Source organism: Pseudomonas sp. P5_152 (assembly GCF_033989915.1).
Taxonomy (GTDB): Bacteria; Pseudomonadota; Gammaproteobacteria; order Pseudomonadales; family Pseudomonadaceae; genus Aquipseudomonas.
Genome location: NZ_JASFAH010000002.1, coordinates 3367977 through 3388856, shown reverse-complemented (window position 1 = coordinate 3388856; position 20880 = coordinate 3367977). Strand labels below are relative to the sequence as shown.

Annotated in this window: 17 protein-coding genes; 8 read left to right on the top strand and 9 right to left on the bottom strand. The window is 62.1% G+C overall.

Annotation, left to right across the window (positions count from 1 at the left end; all coding sequences use genetic code 11):
- Positions 1 to 1821 carry a hypothetical protein gene (locus QMK50_RS15370; RefSeq protein ID WP_320333426.1) on the top strand — a complete coding sequence of 607 codons (1821 nt, stop codon included), beginning with the start codon at positions 1 to 3 and terminating at the stop codon, positions 1819 to 1821.
- Positions 1821 to 2654: a hypothetical protein gene (locus QMK50_RS15365; RefSeq protein WP_320333425.1), complete on the top strand. Its 834-nt coding sequence runs from the start codon at positions 1821 to 1823 to the stop codon at positions 2652 to 2654. Before QMK50_RS15370 ends, QMK50_RS15365 begins: the two co-directional genes overlap by 1 nt.
- 246 nt (positions 2655 to 2900) lie before the next feature.
- Here the strand turns inward: QMK50_RS15365 and QMK50_RS15360 are convergent, their stop codons facing one another.
- Both QMK50_RS15360 and QMK50_RS15355 read right to left on the bottom strand, forming a co-directional pair.
- Complete coding sequence (locus QMK50_RS15360) at positions 2901 to 4187, bottom strand: OprD family porin (RefSeq protein WP_166590319.1); 1287 nt, start codon at positions 4185 to 4187, stop codon at positions 2901 to 2903.
- A gap of 291 nt (positions 4188 to 4478) precedes the next feature.
- On the bottom strand, positions 4479 to 5174 hold the full coding sequence (locus QMK50_RS15355) for a DsbA family protein (RefSeq protein ID WP_320333424.1): 696 nt from the start codon (positions 5172 to 5174) through the stop codon (positions 4479 to 4481).
- Between the two features lie 228 nt (positions 5175 to 5402).
- Here QMK50_RS15355 and QMK50_RS15350 point away from each other — a divergent pair, with 228 nt between their 5' ends.
- Complete coding sequence (locus QMK50_RS15350) at positions 5403 to 7499, top strand: TonB-dependent siderophore receptor (RefSeq protein WP_320333423.1); 2097 nt, start codon at positions 5403 to 5405, stop codon at positions 7497 to 7499.
- 52 nt (positions 7500 to 7551) lie between these two features.
- Here QMK50_RS15350 and QMK50_RS15345 read toward each other — a convergent pair whose 3' ends face one another.
- From QMK50_RS15345 to QMK50_RS15330, 4 genes are all read right to left on the bottom strand, one after another.
- On the bottom strand, positions 7552 to 7752 hold the full coding sequence (locus QMK50_RS15345) for a hypothetical protein (RefSeq protein ID WP_159993160.1): 201 nt from the start codon (positions 7750 to 7752) through the stop codon (positions 7552 to 7554).
- 245 nt (positions 7753 to 7997) lie between these two features.
- Positions 7998 to 9104, bottom strand: coding sequence for an agmatine deiminase (gene aguA, locus QMK50_RS15340; protein ID WP_095167427.1), 1107 nt, complete (start codon positions 9102 to 9104; stop codon positions 7998 to 8000).
- A 5-nt stretch (positions 9105 to 9109) separates the two neighbouring features.
- Positions 9110 to 9988, bottom strand: a complete 879-nt coding sequence (gene aguB / locus QMK50_RS15335) for an N-carbamoylputrescine amidase (RefSeq protein ID WP_095167429.1) — start codon at positions 9986 to 9988, stop codon at positions 9110 to 9112.
- A 352-nt stretch (positions 9989 to 10340) separates the two neighbouring features.
- Positions 10341 to 13253, bottom strand: a complete 2913-nt coding sequence (locus tag QMK50_RS15330; RefSeq protein WP_320333422.1) for an aminotransferase — start codon at positions 13251 to 13253, stop codon at positions 10341 to 10343.
- 172 nt (positions 13254 to 13425) lie between these two features.
- On the opposite strand from QMK50_RS15330, the gene QMK50_RS15325 reads away from it, so the two are divergent.
- From QMK50_RS15325 to QMK50_RS15315, 3 genes are read left to right on the top strand one after another with little or no spacing between them, the layout of a single operon-like run.
- A complete protein-coding gene (locus QMK50_RS15325) occupies positions 13426 to 15234 on the top strand; it encodes a sensor histidine kinase (protein ID WP_320334520.1) in 1809 nt (602 codons plus the stop codon).
- The gene (locus QMK50_RS15320) at positions 15231 to 16634 is read left to right on the top strand and encodes a sigma-54-dependent transcriptional regulator (protein ID WP_095167433.1); all 1404 of its coding nucleotides are present in this window, start codon (positions 15231 to 15233) and stop codon (positions 16632 to 16634) included. The genes QMK50_RS15325 and QMK50_RS15320 overlap by 4 nt, the downstream gene beginning before the upstream one ends.
- A gap of 49 nt (positions 16635 to 16683) precedes the next feature.
- On the top strand, positions 16684 to 17139 hold the full coding sequence (locus QMK50_RS15315; RefSeq protein WP_095167435.1) for a YiiD C-terminal domain-containing protein: 456 nt from the start codon (positions 16684 to 16686) through the stop codon (positions 17137 to 17139).
- Positions 17140 to 17162: 23 nt separating this feature from the next.
- Here QMK50_RS15315 and cysQ read toward each other — a convergent pair whose 3' ends face one another.
- Entirely contained in the window at positions 17163 to 17999 is an 837-nt protein-coding gene (gene cysQ, locus QMK50_RS15310) for a 3'(2'),5'-bisphosphate nucleotidase CysQ (protein WP_320333421.1), read from the bottom strand.
- Positions 17996 to 18562 (bottom strand): ADP compounds hydrolase NudE, encoded by a 567-nt coding sequence (gene nudE / locus QMK50_RS15305; RefSeq protein WP_095167439.1) that lies wholly within the window; start codon positions 18560 to 18562, stop codon positions 17996 to 17998. Before nudE ends, cysQ begins: the two co-directional genes overlap by 4 nt.
- 88 nt (positions 18563 to 18650) lie before the next feature.
- Between nudE and yrfG the strand changes: the two genes are divergently transcribed.
- A complete protein-coding gene (gene yrfG, locus QMK50_RS15300) occupies positions 18651 to 19313 on the top strand; it encodes a GMP/IMP nucleotidase (RefSeq protein WP_320333420.1) in 663 nt (220 codons plus the stop codon).
- Between the two features lie 74 nt (positions 19314 to 19387).
- On the opposite strand, the gene lysM is transcribed toward yrfG, so the two are convergent.
- A complete protein-coding gene (lysM, locus tag QMK50_RS15295) occupies positions 19388 to 19828 on the bottom strand; it encodes a peptidoglycan-binding protein LysM (protein ID WP_159993154.1) in 441 nt (146 codons plus the stop codon).
- A gap of 136 nt (positions 19829 to 19964) precedes the next feature.
- Between lysM and QMK50_RS15290 the strand changes: the two genes are divergently transcribed.
- On the top strand, positions 19965 to 20852 hold the full coding sequence (locus tag QMK50_RS15290) for a LysR family transcriptional regulator (protein ID WP_320333419.1): 888 nt from the start codon (positions 19965 to 19967) through the stop codon (positions 20850 to 20852).
- Positions 20853 to 20880 lie beyond the last annotated feature (28 nt).

Here is a 20880-nt window from a genome sequence, read left to right as displayed (position 1 = left end):
ATGCTCGAGATTTTCCGCGCGTTTTTTACCGCGTACTGGTATGTGATCATTCCGGTCGTGTTCACCACCCTGATGGCGATTCCGGTCATTGTTTACTGGTCATCCTTCAAATACTGGTGGATGAACCTGCGCATTCGCATGCCGGGTTTTGGCCGGATTCGCCACTGGGTCAAGAACCCGGGCACAAAGGAAGCCCCATCCGAAGAGAATCCCAAGGCCCTGGGTTTTCTATCGTCGGAAAGCGAGTTGTGCCATTTTTACGAAGCCTACTATCGCGATCACCAACCGTCGGAAGCGGCCTTCCATCGCAACCAGGACTACCTGGGCAAAATTCATGAGGATGGTCGCCACGAGAAAGGTCTTGGTTTGTGGAGCTTGATCATCATCCTGATGCTGATCGAGGCCACGGCCTTCGGTTTTGCCCTGGCGCCCTTCGCCCTGACCCTGGCCACGCCAAACACCGCGATGGCCGGTGCGTTCGCCATCGGCCTGGTGATCTCGATCATTGGCTTGTTCCTCTCCGAGTTCGCGGGTCGGGTGCTGTACAAAAACAGCGTCATCGATCACATCATGTCCTACCAAAGCCTGCGCCGCAGTGGTAGCGAAGGCGACTTCACCGGCAAGGGTGTCATCACCCTCGACAACACCAAAAGTGATAGCGAGCTGCCCGAGTATCAGCAGATGCTCAACCGGGTCAAAGTGGATAAGAAAGACGGCATGCCCATCAAGAGCTTCGGTGTTCTTATCGGTTATGGCGTATTTATTATCGGCCTGGCTGCAGCGGCTTTCTGGGTTCGTACCGAAACCCTCAACGCTCAGGAAACCGACCTGATTGCCAACCCTCCTGCCATCAGCCAGTCCGCTGACGACTTCCCGAGCAACGATGGCGTGCCACTTCCGGACGACATGCAGGCGATGTCCGATAGCGCCGCAGGTAAATCGGCGCAGGACCAGATCGATGCCCTGCACCGCGCATCTCTGGTGACCTTTGCCGTCTTGAGCGGGCTGTTTATCTTCATCCAGGCGACCTCGACTTACCTGGCATACATTTACGGGTTTGCCGGTATTCACTCACGCAGGGCCTGGGAGTTGGTCCACAAATTTTCCAGCGCCGATGAGTACATGCGTTATCACGCCAGAAAAGCCCGCAGCGTCGCCAACGATGCACAGGCTTCACTGGGCACACTGCAAGGCCTGCAAATGAAAGTGTTCCGCATTGGTGGTGAAGACGAGACAAAGTTGCGCGAAGACTTGTCGAGCCGCAACTTCAAGGCCTTCATCAACGAGGAAGATGACAAGGCCGCGCGCAAAGGTATCAAAGACGGTGAAGCGGGTACCCGGACTCAGGCTCGCCAACTTATCCTGAACTATCTCAATCAGATCATGGCCGATGTGAATGCTGCCATTAAGGCCGGCGACGACGCGAAGATAAACCAATTGATCGCCCAAGCCATGCCACGTCTTGAGCAGATCGATGACAAGGATCCAGAGTTGGTTGGTTTGAAGCAGAGCTTCAACTCCCTGAAAATCTTCTACGTTGCTCCAGCGCCTGCATCCACAGCAGCTCCAGCCCCTGCACCGGTAGTCGCCCAGGTCGTGGCCGTCACCGTGGAAGCCGCACCTGCCCCCGTCGTCGCACCAGCACCAGCAGCCGCAGCCGCAGCCGCTCCGTCGACCACCTCCTTCGACCACAACGCCTTCGGCGACCTGACCGCCTTCGATGAAGATGACATCGACTACGTGGCCAACAAGAAAGGCGTGGACGCCGCCACTATCCGTCGCGCGCGCAAGCTGCAAATGCTCGATAAGCAGGAGGTCTGATGAAGTTCAAGAGCCTGCTGCTGGCTCTGGCATTCGTGCCCGCTGCCCTGGTGGCAGCGGAGCGCAATGATGTGCCGAGCTGCTACGCCCAGACCAAGATCGAGCAGTTTCGCAGTGCGCCTTCCGGGCGCATGTTGACGGTGGTGGTAGACCAGACCACGCCGCTGACCCAAGACCTGCAGAAAACCGCCTGGGGCCACATCAAGCGCTTCCTGCAGCCGGGCGACAAGCTGCGCCTGTACTCGTTCAGCGCCTACCTCGACGGCCATTACACGCGCCTGCAGTTTGCCGGCGAACTGGAAAAGCCGATCGACCCGGCAGTGCTCGGCGATGTGCCGATGATGGCCAGCCGCAAGTTCGACAGCTGCATGAAGGGCCAATCGACCGTCTTCTATCAGCGCTTCGGCAAGGCCTTCGCCAGCGCCATGGGCAAGTCCAGCTCGGACATCCCGCGTAGCGAAATCCTCTTCAGCCTGAAGTCCATCGGCGACGACATCAAGACCGCCGAAGGGGTGGACGACAACGTCATCCTGCTGATGTCCGACATGCTCGAGTACAGCGACTTCGGCAGCTTCTACACCAACAACGGGATCCGCGAGATCAATCCCGGCGTGGAGCTGGCGAAGGTCGAGAAGCAGAACCTGCTGGCTGACTTTGGCGGGGCCCGGGTCTATGTGCATGGGGCGGCCTTTGTGCCCACCCAGATCAAGAACGGCTACCGCAGCGGCAAGATGATCCAGAACCTCGAAGGCTTCTGGAGCCAGTACTTCGCCAAGTCCAATGCCACGCTCAAAGGCTTTGGTAACCCTGAGCTGACTAGCGCGGTGGAGTGATTGCACCAATTGTGACTGCCTCACACTCGTATGTGGCGTGCGCCGAACTTTGTAGGAGCTGGCTTGCCAGCGAAGAACGTCAACGATGACGCAGCGCAATCAGGCGGATTGCGTTGTCCTGACGTCCATCGCGAGCAGGCTCGCTCCTACAGGGGGCGGGATGTTTTCAGCATAAAAAAGCCCCAACTCTCGCGAGTCGGGGCTTTTTTTTTCAGCCTGGTATCAGGCGCGATCACGCATGCTTTATCAGAACACGTTGATCGGGTAATCCACGTACACCCGCAGCTCGTTGCCGCTGACGTTGTACTCGCTGGATTTCTGCGACACGCGCAGGATCGAGCTACGCAGCTTCACGCTCAGGTCTTTGGCCGGGCCGCTCTGGACCACGTACTTGAACTGGTTGAAGATTTCGCGCTCGGTGCCACCGGTGCTGGTGGAGGTGGTGATGTTGTCGCCACGCACGTAAGCCACGTTGTAGGTCAGGCCTGGCACGCCGAAAGCGCCGAAGTCGAGGCCGTAGCCCAACTGCCAGCTGCGCTCGTCTTCAGCGTTGAAGTCGGACCAGTAGGAGTTGGCCAGGTAGATGGTGTTGCCACCGTCACCGACACGACCCTGGTCTTTCTGGTAGCCGCCGTAGGCGTAGCCCAGGTTGCTATCACCGGTGCTGCGCTGGTGCGCCAGGGTGAACGAGTGCGGACCGGTGGCGAAGGTGGCTGCCAGGCTCCAGATCTTGTTGTCGTCGCCAGTGGCGCCGCTTTCACGAACGTAGGAGTCTTCCAGCTTGGTGCGGTAGCCGTTCAGGTCCAGGGTCAGGGACTGATCGCTGGCCAGCGGGAACACGTAGTTCAGGTTGATGTACTGCTTCTTCAGCACGTCTTCGACGTCGGAAGCGTACAGCGCACCCTTGAACTGCTCGGTGAACTGGTAGCTACCGCCCAACACGTTGATCGACTTCAGGCCACCGCTGTCACGGCCTTCGGCGCTTTTACGCGACTCGGCAGTGAAACGACCGGCGTTCAGTTCCAGGCCTTCGATCTCTTTGGAAGTGATCAGGGTACCGGTGTAGCTTTCCGGCAGCAGGCGGGAGTTGTCGTAGTTCAGCACCGGCAGGGCCGGCATCTGGTCACCGTAGGTCAGCACGGTGCTCGACAGACGGAATTTCACCGCCGCGCCAGCCTTGGACAGGTCGTTGGCTGCAGCGCCGCTGTCGCCTTGCTTGAAGAAGTCGATGCCACCGGCACCGCTACGACCCTTGCCGCCGTCCAGGCGCAGAGCGTACAGACCGAAAGCGTCCACACCAACACCGACGGTGCCCTGGGTGAAGCCCGAGGAGAAGGTGCCAATGGCAGCCTGGCCCCATTCGGCCTTATCGTCGTTACCATCCTTGTAATCGCGATTGATGTAGGCGTTGCGCAGCAGCACTTTCAGGCTGCTGTCTTCAACAAAACCCTTGGACTCAGCTTGGTCATTGGCCATTGCTTGAGTCGCGCTCAACATCCCCAGTGCGATCAGACTAATACGCTTATTCAACATGTTATTTTCCTTATTACGGGTTGATACGCGCTGTGACCGCTGGCTGAAATGGCTGCTTTTGCGCTCTTTTTTCATCCCTAAACAAAAGGGCCCGCCCACACAAAAGCGTGGCGGGCCCTTTTTTATTGTTTTGAGTCGTGGCTACGTGCCACAGGCGTTGGGGCGAATCCTATCCGCGCATGTAACTGTGTGTCAATTTCGTGAATCGTCTGTAATAAGACGAAAATTGTCTAAGAAATCAGTTGCCGGCGGTACTCATAGACTCGTGGATAAGCCGCTGAGCCCGCACGATCAATGGACACAACCGTCCAGCCCACAGGTCGGAGCCACTGCCGCGCTATCAAGCGCAGGCTGTTTCAGCGACTGGCCCAGCCATTGGGCAAAGGCTTCAGGCTTGCCCAGCCAAGGGCCGATATCGATCAGAGAAAACTGCCCGCCCTGCTCCAGCACCAGCGTCGGAAACCCTTGCCCGCCAACCTCTGCCAGCAGCCCCCGGCTGTGCTTGAAGTGGATCTGCAACTCGTTGGCCAGGACCTGTTTGAACTCAGCATCAAAGGCCTCGGCGTCCAGGCCGATGGCGGTGGCCAGTTCCCGCAGTACCGCCTCATCGGCAATGCGCCGACCTTGCACATAGTGTGCGCTCTGCAAGCACCCGAGCAGTTCCAGGCCACGACCACCAAGCCGTTCCGCCGCCAGCACCGCAGCGGTCGGTGGCGCCGAATCGAAGACTGCCGAGTGATCACGCAGCAGGCCGTCGAAATAAACCTGGCCAAACGGCTGCCCGGTGTACTCGGCAATTCGCCGGTCGTGGGGCATCACATAATCACGCAATTGCGCACTCACCGGCTGCCGGTTGGCTCCGGTCATCATGCCGCCGCCGTGCAGCAAAACCGGCAAAACCGCCTGCGCTGCATGCACCAGGGGTTTAGCGCCATAGCACCAGCCACACAAGGGATCGTAAATGTAATGAAGGGTCGGGCCAGACATCCGGGGCTCCAGCAAAGGGTCAGAATTAGTGGCAAGCAGGTTATGCCGGACGCGATCCTGGAAAAACCTCGCCTCGCGACTTGGTTTGTTGCACAGAGCGGTCGAATCGCCAACGAAATAATTAGTAACAATCAATCCAGGCGGAGCATCAGGAATAATTAACGGAAGTAAATAGCAAGCATTACCATTCGCACCCTCGAATGATCTACCCCTCCGGATGCGTTTCAAATGCCTGCCCCCTTCCGTCTTACGTCCGTCACCCTGGGCTTATGCGCCTCGTTGACCGGCGGTGTTACCTGCGCTGCGATCACTGAATTGCCCGCCACCTCGATCAGCGCCGAAGTAGGCGAAATCGACGATTCACGGGTCAAGATAGTCAGCACCGCGACCCGCACCGCCACCCCGGTACGCTACGTCCCGCAGGCCATCGACTCGGTAAAAACCGCCAACCTCTCCGACTACGGCACCAACGACCTGGGCACGGCCCTGGGCGGCATCCCCAACGTCAGCAGCGGAGCCGACACGCGCTTCGACAGCTTGCGCATTCGCGGTTTCGACGCCAGTAACGACTTCTACCTCGACGGCATCCGCGACGACAGCCAGTACGTGCGCGACTTGCACAACATCGAGCGCATTGAAGTGCTCAAAGGCCCGGCCGCAGTGCTGTACGGCCGTGGCAGCCAGGGCGGGATCGTCAACCGGGTGAGCAAGTTGCCAGAGTTCGGCCGCCGCTCGACCCTCGAAGCCCAGGGCGGCAGCGAGGACATGCGCAGCCTGTATGCCGACCTGAGCACCGACCCGAGCGAAAACCTCAGCCTGCGCCTGAACATGGGCAACCTGGATGAAAACAGCTTCCGCGACGGCGTCAGTGGCAGCCGCCAACTGTTCGCACCGTCGATGAGCTGGCAACTGACACCGGACCTGAACTGGTTGGTGCAGTACGAATACAGCCGCTACAACCGCACGCCCGATCGCGGCATCCCGGCCATCAACGGACGGCCCGCCGATGTCGGCCGCGATACCACCTACGGCACCGATAACGATTTCATCGACGACAAGTCGCAATCCCTGCGCTCGAAACTCAGTTACGAGCTTGCCGACAACTGGCAACTGCGCCACACCCTGGGGGTGTTCAAGCTCAACAGTGATTTCGACAACACCTACGTCACCAATGTGAACACCACGACCAACCAGGTGGTTCGCCAGCATTGGCAACAGGACCTGACCACCCGCAATGTGTTCAACAACCTGGAACTGGAAGGCGGTTTCAGCACCTTCGGCCTCGAGCATCGCCTGCTCAGCGGGCTGGAACTGGGCAGCCAGCGCCGCGATCCGAAACTGTACAACGCGGCCACCACGCCACCGGGCAACAGCCCCGTGCCGAACCTGGACCTGTACCACCCCGACCGGAACATCGTGCACACCGGGCGCATGCAGGTCTTCAGCGACTCCCACACCGAAGTCGAAAGCCGCGCCATTTACCTGCAGGACCAACTGCGCCTCAACGATCAATGGCAACTGCTGGCCGGTGTGCGTTATGACACCTTCGATGTCGACTCGACCAACCAGCTCAAGAACATCTCCGAAGACCGCGACAGCCACAGCACCAGCCCACGGCTCGGCGTGGTCTGGACCCCGCTGCAGAACCACTCGTTCTACGCCTCTTGGAGCAAGACCTTCTCGCCCGTCGGTGGTGGCCTGATCGGCATCACGCCGGGCCTGACCACCAACGTCAACGACCTGAGTCCCGAACTGACCAAGCAGAAAGAGATCGGCGTGAAGAGCGACTGGCTCGACGACCGCCTGAGCACCACCCTGGCGATCTACGAACTTGAGCTCTACAACCGTCGCACCAGCGATCCCAACGATCCGACCGTGACCCTGCTCACCGGCGTGCAACGTTCGCGTGGTATCGAACTGACTGGCGCCGGGAAAATCACCGGCAATTGGTATGTGCGCGGCGGTATGGGCTTTCAGGACGCCACCGTCGAGAAAGACAACAACGGCTTTGAAGGCAAGCGCATCAGCAACGTCGCCAAGCGCAACGGCAGCCTGTTCATCACCTGGAAACCGGAGATGGGCTGGTACGCCGAGACGGGCCTGACCCTGGTGGGCGATCGTTATGCCGACAACCTCAACACCACCGTCCTGCCCGGTTATGGCCGCTGGGACGCCCTGGCCGGTTTCCGCCAGAAAGACTGGGACCTGCGCGCAGCGCTGAACAACATCAGCGACAAGACTTACTACGAGTCGTCGACCAGCGCCTACCAGATCCAGCCTGGGGCACCCCGCAGCCTGGTCGTCACCGGGACCTACAGTTTCTAAAGGCAAAAAAAAGCGCTGCCATCCGGGCAGCGCTTGAGCAATCCATTGTTGTCTATCCTTGCATCACATCCCACAGCGCTTCCAGTTCTGCCTCGCTGAAAAAATCAGCGGGGTAGCGCTCGATCATCATCCTGCGCGGGTCGGGTTCCCTGACCTGCCGCGTTCCGTTGGACTTCAACCATTGCGCCAGCACTTGCAGCGACTCGCGATTGAGTGCCAAGGGATGTGCTGTCCGCTCGCTGACCCTGTTCATTGCAGCGCTCTCTCCCGGTTCTTGAGCGGCCAACTTATCCAAGGTTTATGACAGAACATCGCCGTTCTGCATTCCCGGGAATCACCCTCGGACCAATACAAGAGCTATGCCAAGGCGCCTGGCAGCCCGACGTGCGGCTATAAAAAAGCCCGCAGTCCTTTCGGGCTGCGGGCTGGCTGTGAATGCCTCGATGACGCGGGCTAAAACGCCCGATCATCGCCAGCCACAGGCTGTTACAACTTCACTCAACCTTTGTGGGGCGCAGGTTGCTGTTGGGTCAGGCAATGAATGTTGCCGCCACCCAGTAACAGTTCACGCCCCGGGACCATCACCACTTCATGCTGCGGGAACAGGTTCTGCAGGATTTCCTTGGCCGGGCCATCCAGCGGATCGTCAAAGCTGGGGGCAATGATGCCGCCGTTGACGATCAGGAAGTTCACGTAGGAACCGGCCAAGCGCACCGAAGGATTACGCTCCTGGCTGCCGTCTACCGGATCGACTCCCGCGCATTCTTCCTCGGTTGCATACAGCGGCCCCGGGATCGGCATCTTGTGCACGACAAACGGGCGGCCCTTGGCGTCGGTGCTGTTTTGCAGGACGTTCATGGCCGCCTGGCAACGTGGGTAGTTCGGGTCCTGCGGGTCATCCGTCCAGGCCAGCAGCACTTCGCCGGGACGCACGTAGCAGCAGAAGTTATCCACATGGCCGTCGGTTTCGTCGTTGTACAGACCGTCCGGCAACCAGATGATCTTATCCACAGCCAGTTGCGCGCTGAGCACCGCTTCGATTTCGCTGCGGCTCAGGTGCGCGTTGCGATTGCGGTTGAGCAGGCATTCTTCGGTGGTGATCAGCGTGCCTTCACCGTCGACGTGGATCGAACCGCCTTCGAGCACGAAGCCCTCGGTGCGGTAACGCGAACTGCGCTCGATCTCGAGAATCTTGCCGGCGACTTGCGCGTCACGGTTCCACGGCGAGTACAGGCCGCCGTCGAAACCGCCCCAGGCGTTGAAGTCCCAGTGCACGCCGCGCACTTCACCGCTGTTGTTGATGACGAAGGTCGGGCCGGTATCACGCACCCAGGCGTCATCACTGGACATCTCGACCAGGCGAATATTCGGTACATCGAGGCGGGCGCGGGCGTTTTCGTATTGGCCGGCGGACACGGCAACGGTCACCGGTTCAAAGCGGGCAATGGCCTTGGCCACTGCCACGTGGGCGGCTTGTGCAGGCTTGCCGCCCAGGCGCCAGTTGTCCGGGCGCTCTGGCCAGACCATCCAGGCCTGGGTCTGGGGGGCCCATTCAGCCGGCATGTAGAAACCGTCGGCGCGGGGGGTGCTGTGCAAAGTGGTCATAACAATCAGGACTCCAGGGAACCGTCTAGGGTTTTCAGCGGGCCATACAGGTTCGGACGCCGATCGCGGAACGAACCCCAGGCGCTGCGGATGTGCTCCAGCTCATCCAGATCAAAACTGTGCACCAGTATGCCTTCTTCGGTCTGGTTGAGCTCCTCGACCTTCTCGCCGAACTGGTTGGCGATGAACGAAGAACCGTAGAAGGTGATGTCGTAGCCGTCCTGTTCTTCGTTGCCGATACGGTTGCTGGCGATCAACGGCATCAGGTTGGCGCCGGCATGGCCCTGCTGTACCCGCTGCCAGTGGTCGCGCGAGGAGATGCTCTTGTCGTGCGGTTCGCTGCCGATGGCCGTCGGGTAGAACAGGATCTCTGCGCCGAGCAGCGCCATGCTGCGGGCGCACTCCGGGAACCACTGGTCCCAGCAGATGCCCACGCCAATTTTCGCGTAGCGGGTGTTCCACACCTTGAAGCCGGTGTCGCCCGGATTGAAGTAATACTTTTCATGGTAGCCAGGGCCATCGGGGATGTGGCTCTTGCGATAAATCCCCAGGTTGCTGCCATCGGCATCGATGATCGCGATGCTGTTGAAGCGCGCCCGGCCAGCCAGCTCGTAGAAGCTGATCGGCAGGACCACCTGCAACTCCTTGGCGACTTTCTGGAAGTGCTTGATGGCCACGTTGTCTTCAACGCGGGTCGCCAGTTGCAGGTAGTCCGGGTTCGGCTTCTGGCAGAAGTACGGGGCCTCGAACAACTCCTGGATCAGGATGATCTGCGCGCCCTTGCCTGCAGCCTCACGGACCAGCTTCTCGGCGGTCTCGATGTTGGCTTCAAGGTCCCAGGAACAGGCCATCTGGGTAGCGGCGACAGTAACGATACGACTCATGAATCATCTCCCGGGCGGGTGCAGGGGGTCGAGCGTGGCATCGACCGATGACAGAAAGGGGATCGGCCGGGCGCAGAAATCCACAGCGCGGCGTCAGGCGACTTTATAACCGATAAAAATCGGCTTTTGAAGTGCCTGATATGCGAATTTATCTTTTATCAGCTACTAATGCCGATAATAATCGATATTTATGGAGGATTTACTGGCCTCATCGCGGGCAAGCGGAGCGCCGCCCGGCCCGCTCCCACATCTATGGTTATGGGAGCTCACAGATTTTGCAGACACCCACCCAACCTGTGGGAGCTGGCTTGCCAGCGATGGCGACCTAACGGCCACCCTCGCCAGCGCAGGCTTACAACCCTTCGCCCAGCACCTTCGCCAGCATGTCGACAAAAAAATCGACACTCTGGCGCGACGTGACCATCGGCGGCTTGATCTTGAGGACGTTGAGGAAGTCTCCGGTCGGCTGCATGAAGATCCCCAGCTCGCGCAGGCGGTCGCACAGCAGGGCGGTTTCTGCGGTGGCCGGCTCCAGCGTCTCGCGGTTGCGGACCAGTTCCACCCCCAGGTAAAAACCGGAGCCATGCACCGCACCGACCAACGGATAACGCTCGACCAAGGCCTCCAGGCGTTCCTTGAAATAGCCGCCGACGACCTGGGCGTTCTCCCACAGCTTTTCTTCTTCCATCACATCCAGCACCGCCATGCCGATGCGGCAACTCACCGGGCTGCCACCGGCCGAAGAGAAGAAGTAGCCTTCGGCTTCCAGCGCTTGGGCAATTTCCCGACGGGTAATCACCGCCCCCAAGGGCTGGCCATTGCCCATGCCCTTGGCCATGGTGATGATGTCCGGGACCACGCCCTGCTCTTCAAAGCCCCAGAAAAACTTGCCCATGCGCCCATAACCGACCTGCACCTCGTCGGCGATGCACACCCCGCCCCGCGCGCGGACCAGCCCATAGACTTGCTGCAGGTATCCCGCGGGCAACGAGATACCACCGGCATTGCCATACACCGGCTCGCAGATGAAACCCGCCAACGGGCGCTTCTGCTCGTCCAGTCGAGCCAGGTGGTGCTCGACGCTGCGCACGTAATCCGGCGCACTGTCGGGCCCGCGGAACTCACCCCGGTAGGTGTTTGGCGCGGTGACTGGGTGCACCCAGTCCGGGCGACTGCTCAGTGCTTGCGGGTTGTCGGCGATTGAGGTCGACACCGCGTCCGCCCCCACCGTCCAGCCGTGATACGCCTCCAGCACACTGAGCATGTCGCGAGCGCCGCTGTAGGCCCACGCCAGGCGAATCGCCAGGTCGTTGGCCTCGCTGCCGCTGTTGACCAGGAACACCCGGTCCATCGAGTCCGGCGCCAGCGCCAGCAGGCGCTCGGAGAATTCAGCGATGGCGGCATAGTGAAAGCGCGAGTTGGTGTTGAGCAGCGACCACTGCCGGCTGGCCTCGGCGGCCATGCGCGGGTGACCGTGGCCCAGCACCGCGACGTTGTTGAGCATGTCCAGGTAGGAGCGGCCCTGCATGTCGATCAGGTGGTTGCGCCAGCCCCGCTCGATGCGCGGCGGATCGACGTAATAGTGCTTTTGCGAACGGGCGAAGCTGGCATCCCGACGGGCCAGCAACGTGTGCGGATCGAGCTCGAGCTCGGCATCGCAGGCCAACCCCAGCAACGCCGCCGGAGACGGGCACAATGCTTGCCAGGCCGGAGCCCGGGACGGCGTGCAGAACAGCGGCGGATCGAGTTCGGCGCCACGACACAATTGCACCCGCAACGCGCCGCCGGCCTCCCCCAGCACCTGGCCCTTGAGCACTGCGGCACCACTGTGCAGCGACGGGGTGACACCCCACAGGCGCACGCTCAGTTGGGCACTGTCGAGCTGCAGGCGGCCATCGGCGCTCAAGTGGATGACACCCGCAAACGGCGCCTCGATCGCAGTGCCCATCGGCACCTGCAAATCGACGTGCAGCGGGTAAGTGTCCGGTTCCACCGCACTGTCCGGACGGGTCCGGGACAGGCGGTACTGCCCGTAGCGACTGGCCGCCAGGCCGTGGGCCTGCGCCGCTTGCGCCAGTAGACGCTGATCGATGCCCTCCTGTTCCCAGTTACCGGCTTCGAAGTGTGCACTCAGCACACCCAGGTCGAGCAAGGCGAACTCGCGCCCCACCAGGCTCGGCAGCAAGGGCGCAAAGCCCTGGCTGGCGATCACCGGCAGCGACTCGCCGGCAGTCACCAGGATCGCCGCTTCCATCAGCTCGAAAGGCACCGACGTGGCGACGCGGAAGATCTCCCACTCGTGGCTCAGGTTGTCGCGGCTGTACTGGTTCTGCGGATCGATGCTCACCTGCTGTTCACCGCTGAGCACCAGCACCGCCGCCCGCGCCACAATCAGCGGCCAGAGTGCCTGCAACTCTTCACGCTGCAGCGGATTGACCGCGTGGTAGGCGCGCACCGCCGGCAGGATCACCATGGGATCGCCATCGGCATGGTGCAGCAGCGCCGCGCAGGTCACCGACAGATCGGTGATGCGCCAGGTGCGGATCAGATCGCCGAAGTCGATCACCCCCTGCAACTGCCAATGCCGTTGCGCATCTCGCGTCCAGACCACGTTGTCGTCGGTGATGTCCATGTGGATCGCCTGCACCGGCAGCTTTGCCTGCAGGGGCCGCAAGCGCTGCTCGGCGTGCAGGGCGGCGGCGCTGATCAGCTCGCGCTGCTGTGGGTCGCCGATTACCGGCAGCAGGTGTTCGGTCAGTGCACTGGCGTGGCGGGCATCCCACTGCAATGTGCGCTCCAGTCCCGGATGGGTGAACCCGGCCAGGGCCAGGTCCATTTCGCCGCAAAGCCGCCCGAACCCGGCCACCACCTCATGGCCCAGGTGATCGAGGTGAGTCAGGGATTGCCCGTCGATGTAGTCGAGCAAGCGCACGTGCAGGGACTGGCCGGCCAGCTCCAGGGTCAGCAGGTCGGCGCCGCTCTTCGCTGCGATGACCCGCGGCACATGCAGCCCCGGGCGTGTCGCCAGGTGTTTGAGCGCAGCGTGCTGAGCCTCAAGCTCCAGCGCGGCATAGTCGCCCCGGCAGATTTTCAGGACGAAGCGTCCCTGATCGCTGTCGAGCCGATAGTTGAGGTCCTGCTGGCTGCCCAGTGACTGCAGCGTCCCGCTCAACCCGTAGTGCTCACGCAGCAACTCCAGTGCTTGTTCTGCGCTGACTTGCGGACTGGCCAGACTGGCGCGGTGAATCAACGTGGCGAGCAACATACAACGACCCCTGGAATTTTTGTAAGGCGTCTATATCGCCACTGCTCAGGGCGATACGCAACCCCCGGCAGCGGTCAGTGATCGGTCAGCGTGATGGAACGCGTTGCGCGAGTGTCTCGCCGCGCAAGCCTAGGCATAATGCAGCGGTACCCCCAGGCGATGCCCGATGCCCATGACTCCAGCCCTCCCCCGCAGACCCCGTTGGCGCAGCCTGGCTTTGCTTGCCCTGTGCCTGGCTCCCTTGCTGTGGCCGCTGGAGCACCTGGCCGAGCGTTATTACCGCAGCGAACTGGCCGGACAGAACCGCCAGACCCTGGACCTGTACGTCGCCAACCTGCTGGGCACCCTGCACCGCTATGAGGTGTTGCCGCAGATCCTCGGCGATCTGCCCGCCTTGCGCGCCGTCCTCGGGGCGCCGGACGATGGCGTGACCCAGGGCAACGCCAACCGTTTCCTGAAAAACATCAGCGCCCAGACCGGGGCCGAGGTCATGTACCTGATGGACGTGCGCGGCAACACGCTGGCCGCGTCGAACTGGGACAAACAGGACAGCTTCATCGGCCGCAACTTCGCCTTCCGCCCTTACTTCAGCGAAGCCATGCAGGGTCGCCTCGGACGCTTTTTCGGCCTGGGCACCACCTCCACCAAGCGCGGTTATTACTTCGCTGCCGCCGTGCGCGACGGCGAGGAAATACTCGGCGTGCTGGTGATCAAGGTCGACCTCGACCACACCGAAAGCCTGTGGGGCAAGACTCCGGAGCAACTGCTGGTAACCGATCACAATGGCGTGGTCATCCTCACCTCGCGGGCGGATTGGCGTTTCCGTGCAAGCCGGCCGCTGACGGAAGACGAACGCACCGCCATCGCTGCCGTGCAGCCCTACCCGACCCTCGATCCACGACCGTTGCAGATCGACCAGAACGCCTGGTTGACCCAGACCCAGCAGATCGATGAAACCGGCTGGCGCGTCAGCATTCTTGCGCCCAGGACCCTGATCGACCGCCCCGTGCGCACGGTGCTGGCCATCGGCGGCGCGACGCTGCTGGTGCTGATGTTGCTGCTGGGGCTGATGATGCAGCGCCGGCGCCACTATCTGCAACGCATCGACTTCGAAGCCAAGACCCGGCGTGAACTGGAAGTCCGGGTGGCCGAGCGCACCAGTGACCTGGAAGGCCTCAACCGCCGGCTCCGGGAAGAAGTGCTGGAGCGTGAGCAGGCGCAACAGGAATTGGTCCGCGCCCAGGACGACCTGGTGCAAGCCGGCAAACTCTCGGCGCTGGGCACCATGTCGGCGAGCATCAGCCACGAACTCAATCAACCGCTGGCGGCGATCCGCAGCTACGCCGAGAACGCCGAGGTGCTGCTCGATCATCAACGCACCGACGATGCCCGCGGCAACCTCAAGCTGATCAGCGAACTGACCGGGCGCATGGCCTCGATCATCGCCCACCTGCGCGCCTTTGCCCGACGCGACCGCCATGCCCCGGAAAGCGTCGCCCTGCAACCGGCGCTGGACGATGCCCTGGCGTTGCTGGCCAAGCGTCGCCGCAGCATGGAAGTGGAGCTGATCCGCGACCTGCCGGCCGCCGCGCTGTGGGTCGAGGCCGGCGAAACCCGCCTGCGCCAGGTGCTGGGCAACCTGCTGGCCAACGCGCTCGATGCCCTCACCGAAAAAGGTCCACCGCGCAAACTCTGGTTGAGTGCCGAAACCACCGCCGAGGGCGTCAATCTGTACATTCGCGATAATGGCCCGGGGTTCTGCATGGAAGCCCTGGGCCGCGCCAGCGAGCCGTTCTACACCACCAAGACCCGCACCCAGGGGCTTGGCCTGGGGCTGGCCATCTGCGAAACCCTGATGCGCGCCTTCGGCGGTGAACTGTCGTTCGCCAACCACAAGGAAGGCGGCGCCCTGATCACCCTGCGGCTGCGCGCTGGCGCACCCGGTGTAAGCCTGCAACCGTCCGAGGACCGCAGTGAATGAGCAACCTGATCGACAATCGGATTGAAGTGGTACTGATCGACGACGATCCGCACCTGCGCCAGGCCCTGAGCCAAACGCTGGACCTGGCCGGGCTGAAGATTCTGCCGCTGGCGCAAGCCCAGGGCCTGGCCGCGCGCCTGGAGCGCGACTGGCCCGGCGTGGTGGTCAGCGACATACGCATGCCCGGCATGGACGGCCTGGAGCTGTTGGCCGAACTGCACGCCCAGGACCCGGAGCTGCCGGTCTTGCTGATTACCGGTCACGGCGACGTGCCTTTGGCGGTGCAGGCGATGCGCGCCGGTGCCTATGACTTCCTCGAAAAACCCTTCGCCAGCGATGCCCTGCTCGACAGCGTGCGCCGGGCCCTGGCCCTGCGCCGCCTGGTCTTGGAAAACCGCAGCCTGCGCCTGGCCCTGAGCGATCGGAATGAACTGAGCACGCGGTTGATCGGTCACTCGCCGTCGATGCTGCGCCTGCGCGAGCAGATCGGCGCGCTGGCCCCGACCAAGGCCGATGTGCTGATCCTCGGCGAGACCGGCGCCGGCAAGGAAGTGGTGGCCCGCGCCCTGCACGACTTGTCGAACCGCCGCAACGGCCCCTTCGTCGCGATCAACGCCGGTGCATTGGCCGAGTCGGTGGTCGAAAGCGAACTGTTTGGCCACGAACCGGGGGCGTTCACCGGGGCGCAGAAACGACGCATCGGCAAGTTCGAATTCGCCAACGGCGGCACGCTGTTCCTCGATGAAATCGAGAGCATGAGCCTGGACGTGCAGGTCAAGCTCCTGCGTCTGCTGCAAGAGCGGGTAGTAGAGCGGCTGGGGGGCAATCAGTTGATCCCGCTGGACATCCGCATCATTGCCGCGACCAAGGAAGACCTGCGCCAATCGGCCGACCAGGGGCGCTTTCGCGCCGACCTGTACTACCGCCTGAACGTCGCACCCCTGCGCATTCCACCCCTGCGCGAACGCGGCGAAGATGCTCTGATGATGTTCCAGCACTTTGCCGATGAAGCCAGCGAACGCCATGGCCTGGCGCCCCACGAATTGCTCCCGGGGCAACGTGCGTTGCTGCTGCGCCATCGCTGGCCGGGCAATGTGCGCGAGCTGCAGAATGCCGCCGAACGTTTTGCCCTCGGCCTGGAACTGGCGCTCGACTCCACTGCCGACGATGGCAGTCCCGTGTCGCTGACTGCCGAACCCAGCGGCAACCTCAGCGAGCAGGTGGAAAGTTTCGAGAAGAACCTGATCGCCGCCGAACTGGCACGCTCCCACAGCTCCCTGCGCAGCGTCGCCGAAGCCTTGGGGGTACCGCGCAAGACCCTGCATGACAAACTGCGCAAACACGGCCTGAACTTCGCCGACGCCGCCGGCGCCCACAACAGCGGCGAGGAGCTCGATTGAGCCACAGCCCGCCAACTGTGATCCCGGCAACCCACCATGAGGCCCACGCATGAACCACGACAGTCGTTACCTGGAATCGATCCTGCACCACGACATCCCCCTGACCCGGGACATGGGCCTCAAGGTGCTCGACTGGCAGTCCGGGCAGTTGCGCCTGCAGCTACCGCTGGCAGCCAACGTCAACCACAAGAGCACCATGTTCGGTGGCAGCCTGTACTGCGCCGCCGTGCTGGCCGGCTGGGGCTGGTTGCACCTGCGCCTGCGCGAAGCCGGCATCGAGGACGGGCACATCGTGATCCAGGAAGGGCACATCAGCTATCCGCTGCCGGTGACCACCGACGGGATTGCCATTTGCGCGGCACCAAGTGCGGCGGTGTGGAACAAGTTCCTGGCCATGTACCAGCGTTATGGCCGGGCTCGCCTGACCCTGCAAACGCGCATCGTCAACGCCGACAGCAATGACGATGCGGTGACCTTCAGCGGGCAATATGTGTTGCATCGCTGAAGAACATGAGCAGTGGCGCTGGTTCAGGCCCGAGCCAGTTCCAGCAGCTTTTGCCGCCACGAGGCCTTGGCCGGCAAGGCCAGGAAGAAGCTGTTGAGTAAGGATTCCCGGGCTGGGTAGGTGAAGGGCACACCGCTCAGTTCCAGCACTTCGCCGCCCGCGCCTTCGAGCACGCCTTGCGCTGCCGCGGTATCCCACTGGGACGTTGGCGCCAATCGCGGGTAGCAATCCGCCGCGCCTTCGGCCAGCAGGCAGAACTTCAGCGAACTGCCGATATTCGCCAACTGCAACTCACCCAGGCTGGCACTCAAGCCCGCCAGCAAACGCTCTTGTTCCGGGCTGGAATGGCGGCGGCTGGCAACCACGGTAAAGGCTTCGCCTGCCCCCGGCGCCTGGCGGACCTGGATCGGTAGCGCGGCGCTGTCTTTGTCGGCGCGCCAGGCGCCGAGCCCCGCACCGCCGAAATAGCAGCGGCCATTGGTCGGCATCGACACCACCCCAAACACCACGCGCCCCTGCTCGATCAGCGCGATGTTGACGGTGAATTCTTCACTGCCGGCGATGAACTCCTTGGTGCCGTCCAGCGGGTCCACCAGCCACCAGCGCTGCCAGCCAGCACGCACGGCTTGCGGGATATTGGCGTCTTCTTCCGAGAGCACCGGGATGCTCGGATCAAGCGCCGTCAGGCCCGCGAGAATCACATGGTGCGCCGCCAGGTCGGCGGCGGTGACCGGCGAATCGTCGGTCTTGGTCATCACCTCGGTACCGGTGCGCCAGAACGGCAGGATCGCCTCGCCAGCCTGCAGCGCCAGCTCGACCACCGACGCCAGCAACGGGTGTGCCTGGGGTAAATCCCTCATGGCTGGAACGCTCCGCGCTGGGTCAGCAGGTCGCGGGCCAGGTACAGCGCCGCCAAGGCCCGGCCTTCGGTGAACTGCGGGTTTTGCGCCAGCGCTGCCAGCTCGCGCAGATTGACCCGGTCAACCCGCATCGGCTCCGGCTCGTCCCCTTCCAGGCGCTCTTCGTAGAGCTCGGTGGCCAGCACCACCTGGATTTTCTGGCTCATGTAACCGGGCGACAGCGACAGCTCGGTCAGGTGCTCCAGTTGCCGCGCGCCAAAACCGGCCTCCTCCTTGAGCTCGCGCTCGGCAGCGGCCAGCACATCCTCGCCCGGCTCGATCAGGCCCTTGGGCAAGGACATTTCATAGGCATCGGTACCACCGCAATACTCTTCGACCAGTACTGCATGGTCAGCATCGAGCATCGCCACAATCATCACTGCGCCATACCCGGCGCCCTTGCCGACCAATCGCTCATAGGTGCGCTCCACGCCATTGGAGAAACGCAGTTGCACCTCTTCCACGCAAAACAGGCGGCTGGTGGCGACGATCTCGCGGGCTAGGACTTCGGGTTTTTGGCGCATAGCGGCTCCTTGGCGTGAACGGGTTACTATACCCGGCCTTTCCTGATTGTTTATGCCGGATATCTGTTTCCCGCTGGAGAAGCCTGCAATGCCCACACTGCCCTGGCGCGACATCGATACCGTTCTGCTGGATATGGACGGCACGCTGCTGGACCTGCACTACGACAACCATTTCTGGATGGAACACCTGCCCCAGCGCTACGCCGAATTGCACGGCATCAGCCGGGCCATGGCCGAGCTGGAAATGCAGCCGTTGTTCGAGCGCAACGCCGGTCAGTTGCAATGGTATTGCCTGGATTTCTGGAGCAGCGAACTGCGCTTGCCCGTGCGCGAGTTGAAGCTGGAAACCGCTCACCTGATCGCCCTGCGCCCGGATGCCGATACCTTTCTGGCGGCGATCAAGCAGTCCGGCAAGCGGGTCATCCTGATTACCAACGCCCACCGCGATTCGTTGTCGCTGAAACTGGAAAGGATCGAGCTGGCGCCCTACTTCGAGCGTTTGATCAGCTCCCACGACTATGGCTTCCCCAAGGAGAGCCGACAGTTCTGGGATGCGTTGCAGGCCGACATCGGCTTCGACCCAAGCCGCAGCCTGTTCATCGATGACACCTTGCCGATCCTGCGCAGTGCGCGGGATTTTGGTGTGGCGCATCTACTGGCCGTCAGCGTGCCGGATAGCCGCAAAGGGCCCAAGGACACTGCCGAGTTTGCCGCGGTGGGGGATTATCAAGAGCTTATTGCGGGGCTTTAGACCTGGTCGCCTGCATCGCGAGCAGGCTCGCTCCCACAGGGCGCGCATCAACCCTGTGGGAGCGGGCTTGAGGGTTACTCAGGAATACGCAACGTCTGGCCCGGGTAGATTTTGTCCGGGTGCGACAACAGCGGCTTGTTGGCCTCGAAGATTTTGTTGTACTGGTTGGCCGAACCATACACCGCCAGGGAAATCGCGCTGAGGGTGTCACCCTTCTTCACTACTACAAAGCGTGCAGCGGCCACCACTGGCCCGCTCACCGTGATCTGGTCATCGACACTGCCGACGCCGGCAATGTTGCCCACCGCCAGGAGGATCTTCTCTTTCTCTTCCTGACTGCTGACTTCGCCCGTCACAGTCACCTTGTCGCCATCCACCGTGGCCTGCACATTCGGGTTGCCCAGGCCGACCTTCGCGATGTGATCCTTCAACTGCTCGCTCGCATTGGCGTTACCCGGTGTCAGCAGATCCAGCAGTTTTTCGCCTGCTTCTTTCACAAAGCTCAAAAGACTCATGGTGCACTCTCCTTGGGTTTAATAGGTCCGGTCGCGAAAGACTAGACCAACTCTGCGCAACGCGGTTCCCAACCGACCAATGACGCACGTCAACCCAACCGCTAGAATCGGTCCCTCACCGCGCCCAGGAATGAAGATGGACATCAAACAGCTGAAATTCCTCATCGCCCTCGACGAAACCCGCCATTTCGGCCAGGCCGCCGCGCGCTGCCACATCACCCAACCCACCCTGTCGATGCGCTTGCGCAGCCTGGAAGAAGAGCTGGACCTGCCGCTGGTCAATCGCGGCCAGCGTTTCGAAGGTTTTACCGCCCCCGGTGAGCGGGTGCTGGCCTGGGCGCGCACCGTGCTGGCCGCTTATGACGGCCTGTACGCGGAAGCTGCGGCCTGTCGCGGTAACCTGGTCGGCACACTGCGCCTGGGGGTGGTGCCGCTGTCTAGCTTCGATCCGCTGCCGCTCTTGCACCAGTTGCACGGCGAACACCCGAACCTGCGCTTCGAGCTGTCGGCCCTGAGCTCCGAGCAAATCCTCGAACAACTGGCGAACAACCGCCTGGACCTGGGTGTGTCCTATCTCGAGCGCCTGGATGGCGAGCGCTTCGACTCGCTGGCCTTCAGCGAAACCCGCATGGGCCTGCTATATGACCAGCGTTTCTTCACCTTCGGCGAGACGCCCTTGAGCTGGGAGGCGCTGATCGAGTTGCCACTGGGCATGCTCACCAGCGGTATGCACTTTCGCCAGTCCATCGACCACAATTTCCACAGCCGGGGCCTCAGCCCACAACCGTTGCTGCAGACCGATGCCGTTCATCAATTGTTGCAGGCCGTCCACGGTGGCCTGTGTTGCGCCATCATGCCCCTGGAAGGTGGCCTGGAAGCCTTGACCGAACACCTGCGCCTGCAGCCGATTGCAAACGCGCAAACCCTTGGCCGCCTGGGGCTGATCATGCGCCGCAGCGCACCGCGCTCAGCCCTGGCGGAAGCCTGTTTTGCGATTTATCAGAGATCACAAGCCGGCTCTTGATCGACGCTATCTATCGGTAGATCAGTAT

Excerpts from the sequence above, each read along its gene's own strand:
- lysM (WP_159993154.1), bottom strand. The coding sequence starts at position 19,828 with ATGAGTCTTTTGAGCTTTGTGAAAGAAGCAGGCGAAAAACTGCTGGAT.
- QMK50_RS15365 (WP_320333425.1), top strand. The coding sequence starts at position 1,821 with ATGAAGTTCAAGAGCCTGCTGCTGGCTCTGGCATTCGTGCCCGCTGCC.
- QMK50_RS15355 (WP_320333424.1), bottom strand. The coding sequence starts at position 5,174 with ATGTCTGGCCCGACCCTTCATTACATTTACGATCCCTTGTGTGGCTGG.
- cysQ (WP_320333421.1), bottom strand. The coding sequence starts at position 17,999 with ATGAGGGATTTACCCCAGGCACACCCGTTGCTGGCGTCGGTGGTCGAG.
- QMK50_RS15350 (WP_320333423.1), top strand. The coding sequence starts at position 5,403 with ATGCCTGCCCCCTTCCGTCTTACGTCCGTCACCCTGGGCTTATGCGCC.
- QMK50_RS15330 (WP_320333422.1), bottom strand. The coding sequence starts at position 13,253 with ATGTTGCTCGCCACGTTGATTCACCGCGCCAGTCTGGCCAGTCCGCAA.
- QMK50_RS15360 (WP_166590319.1), bottom strand. The coding sequence starts at position 4,187 with ATGTTGAATAAGCGTATTAGTCTGATCGCACTGGGGATGTTGAGCGCG.
- QMK50_RS15290 (WP_320333419.1), top strand. The coding sequence starts at position 19,965 with ATGGACATCAAACAGCTGAAATTCCTCATCGCCCTCGACGAAACCCGC.
- aguB (WP_095167429.1), bottom strand. The coding sequence starts at position 9,988 with ATGAGTCGTATCGTTACTGTCGCCGCTACCCAGATGGCCTGTTCCTGG.
- QMK50_RS15370 (WP_320333426.1), top strand. The coding sequence starts at position 1 with ATGCTCGAGATTTTCCGCGCGTTTTTTACCGCGTACTGGTATGTGATC.
- aguA (WP_095167427.1), bottom strand. The coding sequence starts at position 9,104 with ATGACCACTTTGCACAGCACCCCCCGCGCCGACGGTTTCTACATGCCG.
- QMK50_RS15325 (WP_320334520.1), top strand. The coding sequence starts at position 13,426 with ATGACTCCAGCCCTCCCCCGCAGACCCCGTTGGCGCAGCCTGGCTTTG.
- QMK50_RS15315 (WP_095167435.1), top strand. The coding sequence starts at position 16,684 with ATGAACCACGACAGTCGTTACCTGGAATCGATCCTGCACCACGACATC.
- yrfG (WP_320333420.1), top strand. The coding sequence starts at position 18,651 with ATGCCCACACTGCCCTGGCGCGACATCGATACCGTTCTGCTGGATATG.
- QMK50_RS15320 (WP_095167433.1), top strand. The coding sequence starts at position 15,231 with ATGAGCAACCTGATCGACAATCGGATTGAAGTGGTACTGATCGACGAC.
- nudE (WP_095167439.1), bottom strand. The coding sequence starts at position 18,562 with ATGCGCCAAAAACCCGAAGTCCTAGCCCGCGAGATCGTCGCCACCAGC.
- QMK50_RS15345 (WP_159993160.1), bottom strand. The coding sequence starts at position 7,752 with ATGAACAGGGTCAGCGAGCGGACAGCACATCCCTTGGCACTCAATCGC.